The organism is Pseudomonas fluorescens NCIMB 11764, assembly GCF_000293885.2.
Classification (GTDB): Bacteria; Pseudomonadota; Gammaproteobacteria; order Pseudomonadales; family Pseudomonadaceae; genus Aquipseudomonas; species Aquipseudomonas fluorescens_B.
In genome coordinates this window covers 1,650,629-1,663,067 of the sequence record NZ_CP010945.1, presented here as the reverse complement: position 1 = coordinate 1,663,067, position 12,439 = coordinate 1,650,629, and the positions used below count along the sequence as shown (strand labels likewise).

12 protein-coding genes are annotated in these 12,439 nt (G+C 62.4%); all 12 read left to right on the top strand.

Going from position 1 to position 12,439, the window contains the following annotated elements; all coding sequences use genetic code 11:
- Position 1: 1 nt before the first annotated feature.
- A complete protein-coding gene (locus tag B723_RS07675; protein WP_017336166.1) occupies positions 2–256 on the top strand; it encodes an acyl carrier protein in 255 nt (84 codons plus the stop codon).
- The gene (locus B723_RS07670) at positions 253–798 is read left to right on the top strand and encodes a membrane protein (protein WP_017336165.1); all 546 of its coding nucleotides are present in this window, start codon (positions 253–255) and stop codon (positions 796–798) included. The genes B723_RS07675 and B723_RS07670 overlap by 4 nt, the downstream gene beginning before the upstream one ends.
- Complete coding sequence (locus B723_RS07665) at positions 795–2,477, top strand: acyl-CoA synthetase family protein (RefSeq protein ID WP_017336164.1); 1,683 nt, start codon at positions 795–797, stop codon at positions 2,475–2,477. Before B723_RS07670 ends, B723_RS07665 begins: the two co-directional genes overlap by 4 nt.
- 137 nt (positions 2,478–2,614) lie before the next feature.
- Entirely contained in the window at positions 2,615–3,349 is a 735-nt protein-coding gene (locus B723_RS07660) for a glycosyltransferase family 2 protein (RefSeq protein ID WP_017336163.1), read from the top strand.
- Positions 3,346–4,293 carry a glycosyl transferase gene (locus tag B723_RS07655; protein ID WP_017336162.1) on the top strand — a complete coding sequence of 316 codons (948 nt, stop codon included), beginning with the start codon at positions 3,346–3,348 and terminating at the stop codon, positions 4,291–4,293. The genes B723_RS07660 and B723_RS07655 overlap by 4 nt, the downstream gene beginning before the upstream one ends.
- On the top strand, positions 4,274–5,818 hold the full coding sequence (locus B723_RS07650) for an HAL/PAL/TAL family ammonia-lyase (RefSeq protein ID WP_017336161.1): 1,545 nt from the start codon (positions 4,274–4,276) through the stop codon (positions 5,816–5,818). Before B723_RS07655 ends, B723_RS07650 begins: the two co-directional genes overlap by 20 nt.
- Positions 5,811–6,236, top strand: coding sequence for an acyl-CoA thioesterase (locus tag B723_RS07645; protein ID WP_017336160.1), 426 nt, complete (start codon positions 5,811–5,813; stop codon positions 6,234–6,236). Before B723_RS07650 ends, B723_RS07645 begins: the two co-directional genes overlap by 8 nt.
- Before the next feature lie 200 nt (positions 6,237–6,436).
- Positions 6,437–6,985, top strand: coding sequence for an outer membrane lipoprotein carrier protein LolA (locus B723_RS07640; RefSeq protein ID WP_144425210.1), 549 nt, complete (start codon positions 6,437–6,439; stop codon positions 6,983–6,985).
- Positions 6,969–9,308, top strand: coding sequence for an MMPL family transporter (locus B723_RS07635; protein WP_017336158.1), 2,340 nt, complete (start codon positions 6,969–6,971; stop codon positions 9,306–9,308). The genes B723_RS07640 and B723_RS07635 overlap by 17 nt, the downstream gene beginning before the upstream one ends.
- A complete protein-coding gene (locus B723_RS07630; protein ID WP_017336157.1) occupies positions 9,305–10,465 on the top strand; it encodes a hypothetical protein in 1,161 nt (386 codons plus the stop codon). Before B723_RS07635 ends, B723_RS07630 begins: the two co-directional genes overlap by 4 nt.
- A complete protein-coding gene (locus B723_RS07625; RefSeq protein WP_017336156.1) occupies positions 10,452–11,699 on the top strand; it encodes an NAD(P)/FAD-dependent oxidoreductase in 1,248 nt (415 codons plus the stop codon). The genes B723_RS07630 and B723_RS07625 overlap by 14 nt, the downstream gene beginning before the upstream one ends.
- Positions 11,696–12,421: a class I SAM-dependent methyltransferase gene (locus B723_RS07620; RefSeq protein ID WP_017336155.1), complete on the top strand. Its 726-nt coding sequence runs from the start codon at positions 11,696–11,698 to the stop codon at positions 12,419–12,421. Before B723_RS07625 ends, B723_RS07620 begins: the two co-directional genes overlap by 4 nt.
- Positions 12,422–12,439 lie beyond the last annotated feature (18 nt).

Sequence of the window (12,439 nt, the reverse complement as noted above, 5' to 3'; positions counted from 1 at the left end):
CATGCAAACTCGTGATGACATTTTCAACACCCTGCGCGATGCCTTGGTAGAACTCTTCGAGCTGGACCCCGAGCGTGTGAGTCTCGAATCCAACCTGTACCAGGACCTGGAAATCGACAGCATTGACGCGGTCGACCTGATCGACCACATCAAGCGCCAGACCGGCAAGAAAATCGCCGCTGAAGAATTCAAAACGGTGCGTACCGTCAGCGACGTGGTCGAGGCGGTCTACCGTCTGGTTCAACCCGCCGCATGAGCCGAGTGATCGGCCTTGGCCTGCTGCTGGCGGGCCTGCTGTACCCCTTTGCGGTGTATTTCGGCATGGAACATTTTGCCCCGTGGCAGTTCGGTCTGCTGCTGGGCAGCCTGTGGCTGGCTCGGGCGCTGACGGGCGTGCGCCGACCGGGAAACCGGTGGATGGCCACCATCGCCATCGTGTTTTGCCTGTTGCTCGCACTGTTCGACAGCCCCGCCATGCTGCGCTGGTACCCCGTGCTGATCAGCGGCTTCATGCTGATGCTGTTCGGGTTGAGTTTGAAATACGGCCCGCCGATGATCGAACGCCTTGCCCGCCTGCGTGAACCACGCTTGCCGGCCAAGGCAATTCGCTATACCCGCCAGGTCACCATTGCCTGGTGTGTGTTTTTTCTCTGCAACGGTTTGTGCGCTGCAGCCCTGACCCTCTGGGCGCCGCTGAGTTGGTGGATGTTGTACACCGGCCTGATCTCCTATGGATTGATCGGCCTGATGTTTGCCATTGAATGGCTTATACGACAACGGGTACGAGGCCACCCATGAATTGGATAAAACTTGAGCAATTGTTGCTCAAGGCTCAACCGGAACGTGCTGTGACGGCTGATCCGGTGCTGAATCACGCACAACTGTGCGAACAGGCCCTGAGTCTGGCCGCCGGCCTGCAAACGCAGGGCGTGCAGCGCATTGCCGTGCACCTTGAGGATGCCGCCGACCTGGCAATTGCGCTGCTGGGTGCCTGGCGCGCCGGCGTCAGCGTGCTGCTGCCTGCCGACCTGCAACCGCAAACGCGTCAACGCTGGTCGAGCGAAGCCGACCTGTGGCTGACGGATCAGGCCGATGATGCGCACCTCAGCGATTATCGCCACGCGTCACTGACCGCCGCGGCCCTGGACCTGGATCGCTGCACGCTAAGCCTGTGCACCTCCGGCTCCAGCGGCGAACCCAAGCGCATCGACAAGCCCCTGCGCCAACTGGCCAATGAAGTCGAAGCGCTGGAGCAGCTCTGGGGTGCCGATCTGGGCGAGGCGTGCCTGATTGGCAGCGTCGCCACCCAGCACATCTACGGTCTGCTGTTTCGGGTGTTGTGGCCGCTGTGCGCCGGGCGTTCATTCGTGCGCAAGCAACTGGCCTTTCCAGAAGATTTGCAGCGCGCCAGCCGCAAACACCCGACCTTTGCGTGGGTTGCCAGCCCGGCGCTGCTCAAGCGCATGGGCGACAACCTTGACTGGCCGGCGCTGAGCGCGGTTCGCCGGGTGTTTTCCTCTGGCGGCGCTTTACCCGCCGAGGCAGCGCAAAGCCTTCAACAACGGCTGCAACAGTGGCCGACGGAAATCTTCGGCAGTTCGGAAACCGGTGGCATCGCCTGGCGTCAGGGCAACACTCTCTGGCAAGCCTTCGCCGGCATCGAGTTGAGCCAGGACAGCGACGGCGCGCTGCTCATTGCGTCGCCATACTTGCCGCCCGGTCACATCGAACACACTGCGGATGCGGCGCGAATCGCCGCCGACGGCCGCTTCGAACTGCTCGGGCGGCTGGACCGGATCGTCAAACTGGAAGAAAAACGTATCTCGCTGCCGATGCTGGAGCAGGCGCTGATGGCCCACGAATGGATCGCGGAAGCGCGCCTCGGCGTGGTTCAGGAGAATCGTGCCTCGCTGGGTGCATTGCTGGTGCTCAGCGAATCGGGTTTGCATGCCTTGCGCAATCAGGGCCGACGCACCCTCACTCAGGAACTGCGCCAACACCTCAGCCAGCATTGCGAAGCCCTCGCCCTGCCACGACGCTGGCGTTTGCTGCGGCAACTGCCGCTCAACACTCAAGGCAAACTGCCTCAGGCCGAGGTGGAAGCCTTGCTGCTGGCGCCGCGCCCGAAAGCGCCGCAAGTGCTGGAGCAGGTCGAAGTCGATGGCGAGTGGAGCCTGCAATTGGCGATACCACCGGACCTCGCCTACTTCAGTGGCCACTTCCCCCAGGCGCCGGTTCTGCCCGGTGTGGTGCAGGTGGAATGGGCACTGAACCTTGGTCAGCAATTGATGAAACTGCCGGAAAAGTTCGCCGGCATGGAAGTGCTGAAATTCCAGCAACTGGTGCGTCCGGGCGATGAAATCCAGTTACACCTGCGCTTCGATCCGGTGCGCAGCAAGCTGTATTTCGCCTATCGCAACGAGACCGCCACCTGCTCCAGCGGGCGGATTTTGCTGGAGGCTGCAGGCAATGCTTAACCTGTGGCGAGGGAGCTTGCTCCCGCTCGACTGCGCAGCAGTCGCCTTGATGTCAGCACTAATCAGTTTTGGAGCTGCTTCGCAGCCCAGCGGGAGCAAGCGCTCTTTCCACAGGGGTTTTGCGCAGGTTCCACATCATGCATAACCCCTGCGCAATCATCCCGGTCTACAACCACGAAACCGCGATCACCACCGTGGTCGACGCAGTGATCGCAAGCAACTTGCCATGCATTCTGGTCGACGACGCCAGCGACCCGGCCTGCGCGGCGGTGCTCGATCAACTGGCCCAACGCGAGATGGTTTACCTGATCCGCCTCGCCGCCAATCAGGGCAAGGGCGGCGCGGTCATGACCGGCCTGCGCGAAGCCTCGCGCCTGGGCTTCAGCCATGCCTTGCAGGTAGACGCCGACGGTCAGCACGACCTGCAAGACATCGCGACGTTCATCGAACAATCACGCGCCCATCCGCGCGCGGTGATCTGCGGCTATCCGCAATACGATGCCAGCGTGCCGAAAGGTCGTCTGTACGCCCGCTACCTGACGCACGTAATGGTCTGGATAAACACCCTGTCGCTGCAGATTCGCGACTCCATGTGCGGCTTCCGCGTCTATCCATTGCCGCCAACCCTGGCGCTGATCGACTCGGCGAAAATCGGCAAGCGCATGGACTTCGACTCGGACATTCTGGTGCGTCTGGCCTGGCGCAATCAGCCGATGCAGTGGCTGCCGACCAAGGTGCACTACCCGCTGGACGGTGTCTCACACTTCCGGATGTTCCACGACAACGTGCTGATTTCGAGCATGCACACCCGGCTGTTCTTCGGCATGTTGCTGCGAGCCCCGGTGATCCTTTGGCGACGGTGGCGAGCATGAGCAGCAACGCAGACAAGGAACACTGGGCCGACCGCCAGGAGCGCGGCAGTTTCTGGCTGATGAAGCTCACCGCGTTCGGCGCCAAGGTACTCGGCCGCCGACTGTTGAGCCCGCTGTTGTACGGCATCGTCCTGTACTTTTTCCTGTTCGGTCGCAGTGCCCGCCACAGTGCCTGGCAATACCAGCAGCGCCTCGCCGACTGGAGTCATCGCGAGGAATTACGCCCCAGCCACTGGCGCGTATTCGGTCAGTTCATGGCCTTTGCCGATTCGATGCTCGACAAACTCGACGTGTGGAACGGCAAGCTGAGCCTCGAGCAGATCGAAATCATCGATCCGGCATTGCTGCGCAATCAGCTGCGCGGCAGCCGCGGGCAACTGCTGGTGGGCGCGCATCTGGGCAACCTCGAGGTGTGTCGCGCGCTGGCGGAGATCGGCGAAAAGGTCACGATGAACGTGCTGGTGCACACCAAGCACGCCGAGCAGTTCAACCGTTTGCTGGGCGAAGCCGGGGCGACCAATCTGCGGCTTATCCAGGTCAGCGAACTGGACCCGGTGATCATGCTGCAACTGCACGAGCGCCTGGAGCGCGGCGAGTGGCTGGCGATTGCCGGTGATCGCGTGCCGTTGCATGGCGGGCGCAGCGTGACCGTGGATTTCCTTGGCCAGCCGGCAAAGTTTCCGCAAGGGCCGTGGCTGCTCGCGGGGCTGTTGAAATGCCCGGTCAACCTGCTGCTGTGCCTGAAAAAACCCGACGGTGATTACCGGCTGACCCTGGAACCGTTCGCTGACGCGATCACCTGGAAACGCAGCGACCGCGAACAGGTCATTCATCAGTGGGCGACCCGCTACGCCGAACGCCTGGGTCACTATTGCCTCGAAGCACCTCAACAATGGTTCAACTTTTACCCCTTCTGGAAGACCGATGACGACGCCAACGCTTGAGCCGGTAACCTTCGGCGAACTCCCTTTGCGCATCGAAGACGTGCTGGCCCTGGCCAACCGTCAGGTGCCGACGCAGTTGCAGGACGATCCTGCGTACCGCGAGCGCATCGCCAAGGGTGCGCGATTCCTCGATTCCCTGCTGGACAAGGAAGGCGTGATCTATGGCGTGACCACCGGTTATGGCGATTCCTGCGTGGTCGCGGTGCCGCTGCATCACGTCGAGGCGTTGCCGCGTCATCTGTACACATTCCACGGTTGCGGGCTGGGCAAACTGCTCGACGCCCAGGCCACCCGCGCGGTGCTCGCAGCGCGTTTGCAGTCGCTGTGCCACGGCGTGTCCGGGGTGCGCGTGGAATTGCTGGAGCGCCTGCAAGCGTTCCTCGAACACGACATCCTGCCGCTGATCCCGGAAGAGGGCTCGGTAGGCGCCAGCGGTGATCTGACGCCACTGTCCTATGTCGCGGCGACCTTGTCCGGCGAGCGCGAAGTGATGTTCCGCGGCGAACGTCGCCAGGCCACAGACGTGCATCGCGAACTGGGTTGGGAACCGCTGGTTCTGCGCCCGAAAGAAGCCCTGGCACTGATGAACGGCACCGCCGTGATGACCGGCCTCGCCTGCCTGGCCTACGCCCGCGCCGATTATTTGCTGCAACTGGCCACCCGAATCACCGCGCTGAACGTGGTCGCGCTGCAAGGCAATCCAGAGCACTTCGACGAGCGCCTGTTCGCCGCCAAACCGCATCCGGGGCAGATGCAAGTCGCCGCGTGGCTGCGCAAGGACCTGGCGATCGACGCACCGACCGCGCCGCTGCATCGCTTGCAAGACCGCTATTCCCTGCGCTGCGCGCCCCACGTGCTCGGCGTCCTGGCCGACAGCCTGAACTGGTTGCGCTCGTTTATCGAGATCGAACTCAACAGCGCCAACGACAACCCGATCATCGACGCCGAAGCCGAGCGCGTGCTGCACGGCGGGCATTTCTACGGCGGCCACATCGCGTTCGCCATGGACAGCCTGAAAAACCTGGTGGCCAACGTTGCCGACCTGCTCGACCGTCAACTCGCACTGTTGGTGGACGAGCGTTACAACCATGGCTTGCCGAGCAATCTGTCCGGCGCCACGGCGGATCGCGCGATGCTCAACCACGGCTTCAAAGCCGTGCAGATCGGCACCAGCGCCTGGACCGCCGAAGCATTGAAAAACACCATGCCGGCCAGCGTGTTCTCCCGCTCCACCGAATGCCACAACCAGGACAAGGTGAGCATGGGCACCATCGCCGCCCGTGATGCGATCCGTGTGCTGGAGCTGACCGAACAGGTCGCCGCCGCCACGCTGCTCGCCGCCAATCAGGGTGTGTGGCTGCGCAGCAAAGCTGAAAATGCCCGCCCGTTGCCACCCGCCCTTGCCGCCATGCACGAAGCGCTGGCCAAGGACTTCCCGCCAGTCATCGAAGACCGCGCACTGGAAGGCGAATTGCGCCTGTGCCTGAAACGGATTGCCGAACAACACTGGAGGCTGCATGCGTAGCAAGGGAGTGCTTCACACCGATACGGAAATCCTCGTGCCGTTCTTTGACGTCGACACCATGAACGTCGTCTGGCACGGCCATTACGTCAAATACCTGGAAGTCGCTCGCTGCGCGCTGCTGGACAGGATCGGCCACAACTACGACGCCATGGTTGCATCGGGCTACGCCTGGCCGGTGATCGACCTGCAATTGCGCTACGTGCGCGGCGCGGTGTTCGGCCAGAAGCTGAATGTGCGGGCGAATCTGGTGGAGTGGGAGAACCGGTTGAAGATCAATTACCTGATCAGCGATCTGCAAACCGGTGAACGTTTGACCCGGGCCAGTTCCGTGCAGGTGGCTGTCGACATGGCCAGCCGCGAGATGCAGATGGCCTCACCGAAAGTGTTCACCGACGCCGTTGAAAGGATGCTGCCATGAACACCGATATCGACACCTCTTCTGAGGCCAACCCCGTTTCCTGTGGCGAGCGAGCTTGCTCGCGCTTGAGTGCGCAGCACTCACAAACAGGGCCATGGCTGGCAGGTTTTTGGGGCCGCTTCGCAGCCCAGCGCGAGCAAGCTCGCTCGCCACAGGTGTTTCGATACCTCGCTGCTTTGGCGCTGCTCGGGTTGTCATCGATGGCTCACGCCTTCGATCTGCAACAGCTTAGCGATCAATTGGCCAGACCCGATGTGATCCACGGCGACTTCATCCAGGAAAAACACCTGCGCGCCCTGCCCCAGCCGTTAACCAGCAAGGGCACCTTCGTCCTGGCGAAAAACCACGGCCTCCTCTGGCTACTGAAAACCCCGCTGCAACAGGATTACCGCATCACCGACAAAGGCATCGCACGACGTGACGCCAGCGGTTGGCAGATGCTGCCGGGCAAGAGTGCCGGTGCCGAGCAGAACCGCTTGTTCCTCGCCGTGCTGCAAGGCGACAGCAGCGGCTTGCAACGGGACTTCGAACTGTCCCTGAGCGGCGAGGCGCAGAACTGGAAACTGACCCTGATTCCGCGCTCGCTGTTGCTCAAGCAAGTGTTCAATCAGATCAACATCACCGGTGGTGAACTGGTGCACAGCATCGAACTGTTGGAAACCCAGGGCGACAGCACCCTGTTACGCATGCAGGACAGCACCAGCGCCCAACCGTTGAGCGATGCGGAGCAACATGACTTTGCCGAGTGAACGCACGCTTCCACGCCTGTTTCTGATCCTGCTGCTGGCAGTGCTCGCGCTTGCCGGATGGCAATGGCGTGACGGCGCACCGCTGTCGGCCAACCTGATGGAACTGGTGCCGGGCACGGCACCGGACGCGCTGGAGCTGCGCGCCGAGCAACGCATGCAAGAACCGCTGAACCGCGAAATGCTGGTGCTGGTCGGTCACAAGGATCGTCAGCAAGCCGTCGCCATGGCGCAGAAACTGGGCGAGCAATGGCAGGCCAGTGGTTTGTTCGAAAGAGTCCAATGGACCCTGCAAGCCGACTTGCCGGCGCTGCGCACGCAATTGCTGCAAGGCCGGCTGGCGATGCTTTCAGCAACGGATCGACAGCAACTGATCGAGCACCCCGACGCCTTTATCCAGCAACGGGTGCAGGCGCTGTTCGACCCGTTCACCGGTTTCAGCCTGGTGCCGAGCCAGGATGACTGGCTGGGCCTGGCCGGACGCATCCAGAACAGCCAGCCGCAGCACGGTTCGGTGCAACTGGACATCGGCAGCGGCGCACTGGTCGCCGATGCCGACGGCAAGAGCTGGGTGATGCTCCGTGCGCGCACCACCGGCAATGCCTTCGACATGAACCTGCCGCTGCAAGTGGCCGAACTGCTCAAGCACAGCCGCGAAGAAGCAGCTCATAGCGACGTGCAACTGCTGGCCGCCAGCGGTTTGCTCTACGCCGCCGCCGGTCAACAACAGGCGACTCGGGAAATGACCTGGGTAGGCGGCGGCGCCACCGTCGGTATTTTGTTGCTGTTACTGCTGGCCTTCCGCCGCTGGCGCGTGTTGCTGGCGTTCGTTCCGGTTCTGGTCGGCATGCTGTTCGGCGCGGTGGCGTGTGTGGCGCTGTTCGGCCATATGCATGTGATGACGCTGGTGCTCGGCTCCAGCCTGATCGGCGTCGCGGTCGATTACCCGCTGCACTATCTGTCCAAGAGCTGGAGCCTGAAACCCTGGCACAGCTGGCCCGCATTGCGCCTGACGCTGCCTGGCCTGACGCTGAGCCTGATCACCAGTTGCATCGGTTACCTCGCGCTGGCCTGGACGCCGTTCCCGGCGCTGACCCAGATCGCCGTGTTCTCCGCCGCCGGACTGATCGGCGCCTACCTGTCAGCGGTGTGCCTGCTACCGGCACTGCTCAAGGGTGCGGATTTGCGCCCGGCACAGTGGCCGCTGCGCGTCGCCGAATATTTGCTGGCACTGCGCGAAAGGCTGTTGAACTTCGCCCGTACGCCAGTGCTGCTGGCGCTGCTGATCGCCTTCTGCGTCGGCGGTCTGTTGCAGCTCGACAGCAAAAACGACATTCGCCAATGGGTCGGCGCGCCGCAGCAATTGACGGACGAAGCCCAGACCATTGCGCGCATCACCGGTTACCAACCCACCAGCCAGTTCTTCCTGGTACGGGCCACCAATCAGCAAGAACTGCTCGAACGCCAAACCGCGTTGAGCGAGCGCCTGGATCAGTTGGTCAACCTGGACAAACTCCAGGGCTACCTGTCGCTCAACCAACTGGTGAGTCAGCCCCGCGAGCAAGATCTGGTACGCGAAGCGCTGAACAGGTTGCCGCAATTCTGGCAACCGCTGCTCGACGTCGGCGTGCCGCTTGAAGCACTGAAAGCAGAGCTGGCGAAGTTGCAGGCATTGCCGGTTGAAGACATCGACAGCGCGCTGACCGGTCCGTTGGCCGAACCCTATCGCACACTGTGGCTGGGCCCGACCGAGGACGGCGTGGCGGCGATGGTCAGCCTGCAAGGCCTGAACAACCCCGCGCTGCTGCGGGTTCAGGCGCTGGATTTGCCGGGTGTGGAGCTAGTGGATCGCCTGGGTGAATTGAACCAGGTTTTCGCCGAGACGCAGATCAGCGCCGCCGAACTGAAACTCGCCTCCTGCGTGCTGATCGTGCTGGTGTTGATCCTGCCGTTCGGCCTCGGCGGCGCGTTGCGCATCGTCTCACTGCCGCTTCTGGCAGCGCTGTGCAGCCTCGCCAGTCTTGGCTGGCTCGGCCAGCCACTGACGTTGTTCAGCCTGTTCGGCCTGCTGCTGGTGACGGCGATCAGCGTCGACTACGCGATCCTCATGCGCGAACAGGTCGGCGGCGCCGCCGTCAGCCTGCTGGGCACCTTGCTGGCGGCGTTGACCACCTGGCTGTCGTTCGGTTTGCTGGCGGTGTCCAGCACGCCGGCGGTGAGTAACTTCGGACTGTCGGTGAGCCTGGGCCTGGCGTTCAGCTTCCTGCTCGCGCCGTGGGCCGGGCGACACGTGCAGGCGACCAGCGTCGCGGAGTCGGCAGCATGATGGTCGTGCTGTTCTGGGCAATGGCCCTGGCGCTGTTCGCCGTGGCCACCCGTGTCGGGCGTCACTTCGGCTTGATCCCGATCGTCAGTCAATTGTTGCTGGCCACCGTCGGCCTGCCGTTGCTGATGTACTTCTGGATCGAACCCGACTGGCAGTTGAGCGGCGCGACGCTCGTCGCACCGATCTGGCTGAAAAACCTCTACAGCCTGAGTTTCGCACTGTTGCTGGGTTACATCCTCAGCGACGTAATCGACCTGCGCCTTGATCGCCAGAGCCTGAAAATAGCTCTGCCGAGTTTCTGCGTGCCGTTTGCCTGCGGCCTGGCCACCGCGATCTGGTGGCTGCCGCCCCAGCCGTGGATCAGTTCGCTGGCGGTGGGCTTGCTGTTCGCCATCACCGCAATACCGGTGTTGTATCTGTACTTGCGGCATATCGGTTACCCGACCACCGCCACCCGGCGACTGGTGCAGACGGCGATTCTGATCGACCTCACTTGCTGGACGCTGTTTGCCATTGCCCAGGGCAGCCTGCACCTGAGCAGTCTGCTGCTGCCCTTGGCCTGCGCCTGTGTGCCCGCACTGATGTGGGTTGCCGGCCTGCGCCAGCCACGACTCTACAGCGGGTGTTTCTTTGCACTGCTGGTGGTGGCTGAACACTACAAACTCAACGCGCTGATTGTCGGCATCGGCTATCTGCTGTGCATGGCCGCGCTGAAGGTGCCGCTGGTGTTGCCGGTGCAAGCGATCTGGATGAATCGATTGCAAACCTGGGTCGCGATCCCGCTGATCCTCACGTTCGGCATCGTGCAGATCAATGTCCACAGCGCCATGGACAGCCTGAGCTGGGCGCAACTGGCCGCGCTCCTGCTGTTGCCGATTGCCAGCAAACTGCTGGGTAACTGGCTGGGGCTCGGCTGGGCCGGCGCTTCGTTTGCTGGCGCCAGCCGCTGGCGCGAAAGCGTACTGCTGAATATTCGCGGCTTGAGCGAGATCGTCTTTCTCAACCTGCTGCTGCAACAACAGCTCATCAGCCCGCCGCTGTACTTTGCGCTGATGTTGATGGGCCTGATCGCGACACTGCTGCCGGCATTGGTCGGCATGCATCGAATCCCCTTGAAAGCTGCCGTCCCGGCAAGGAGCCCCCATGCCAATCGTTGAAATGGAACGTCGTCAGGTAGTAATCATCGGCGCCGGCCCGTCGGGCGCCATCGCCTCCGCGCTGCTCAAGCGCAAAGGGCATGATGTCCTGGTGATCGAGCGCCAGCATTTCCCAAGGTTTTCCATCGGCGAAAGCCTGCTGTCGCACTGCCTGGATTTCGTCGAGGAGGCCGGCATGCTCGATGCCGTCAACGCCGCCGGTTTCCAGATGAAAAACGGTGCAGCATTTGCCTGGGGCGAGCGCTATAGCGCTTTCGATTTCGGCGACACGTTCAGTGACGGCAAGCCGACCACCTTCCAGGTCCAGCGCGCCGACTTCGACAAACTGCTGGCCGATCAGGCCGCGCTGCAGGGTGTCGAAATCCGCTACGGCGAAGCCATCTTCAGCGTCGATGTCGACCGGGCGAAACCGCAGCTCGGCGTGCGTCGTGAAGACGGCAGCGAGTACGCGATCGAAGCGGACTTCATGCTCGACGCCAGCGGTTACGGCCGTGTCCTGCCGCGCTTGCTCGACCTTGAGGCACCGTCGAATTTTCCAGTGCGCCAAGCCGTGTTCACGCACATCGAAGACCATATCGACAGCCCGGCATTCGAACGGGAAAAGATCCTCATCACCACCCATCCGACCCAGCGCGATATCTGGTTCTGGACCATTCCGTTCAGCAACGGCCGTTGCTCGGTGGGGGTCGTCGCGGCAGCCGAACACTATGAAGGCCGCATGGACAATCTGGACGAGTGCCTGCGGGGGTTTATCGCTGAAACCCCAAGCCTCTCCGGCGTGCTGGGCAACGCTGTGTGGGATACGCCGGCGCGCACCATCGGCGGCTATTCGGCCAACGTCAAAACCCTGCACGGTCCCGGTTTTGCACTGCTCGGTAACGCGGCGGAATTCCTCGATCCGGTGTTCTCCTCCGGCGTGACCATCGCCATGCGTTCGGCGAGCATGGCCGCCGGGGTTCTGCACCGTCAGTTGCAGGGGGAAAGCGTCGACTGGCAGGCCGAGTTCGCCGAACCGCTCAAGCGTGGCGTCGATACGTTCCGTTGCTATGTCGAAGGCTGGTACGCCGGAACATTCCAGGACGTGATTTATCACGAGGGCGGCTCGGCGGATATTCGCCGCATGATCAGCTCGATCCTGGCCGGTTATGCGTGGGACGAGCGCAATCCGTTCGTCAGCGAAGCCAAGCGCCGGTTGCGCATGCTTTCGGAAATTTGCGCGAGTGACGCTTCGTGAGCTATTTGAGCGAACACTACGTCGAAGAGACCCGGTTCGGTTTCTGGTTCCTGCGCAGCCACACCTGGCAGCACCATGTGTTGCGCGTCGCAATCAATGACCTGTGCAGCCTGTTCAGCGAACCGTTGCCAGGCAACCCGGTGTTGCTGGATGCCGGATGCGGTCAGGGCAAGTCGTTCCAGTACCTGCGCCAGACCTTTGCGCCACAGCGCCTGATTGGCGTGGACGCCGACCCGCACAGCCTCGACTTGAGCGGCGAAGAAGCCGCCCGTCAGGGCATGGACGTGGAGTTGGTCGGCAGCGACTGCGCCACGCTTGCCGTGCCGGATGCCAGCGTCGACCTGCTGTTCTGTCACCAGACCTTCCACCATCTGGTGGAGCAGGACAAGGCACTGGCCGAGTTCTACCGCGTGCTCAAGCCCGGCGGTTATCTGCTGTTCGCCGAATCCACCGAGGCTTACATTGATACCTGGGTGATTCGCTGGCTGTTCCGCCATCCGATGCACGTGCAAAAGAGCGCCGCCGAGTACCTTGAGATGATTCGTCGCCAAGGGTTCGAATTCAGCGCGCAGAACGTGTCTTATCCATACTTGTGGTGGAGTCGCGCCAAGGATTTCGGCCTGCTCGAACGCTTTGGCCTGCGCCAGCCAAAACCTGTTGGCCAACGGGAAGAAACCCTGGTCAATGTGGTGGCGCGCAAACCGCTTGAAGGTGTTGTGTGATGTTCATTGCCAGTCGCT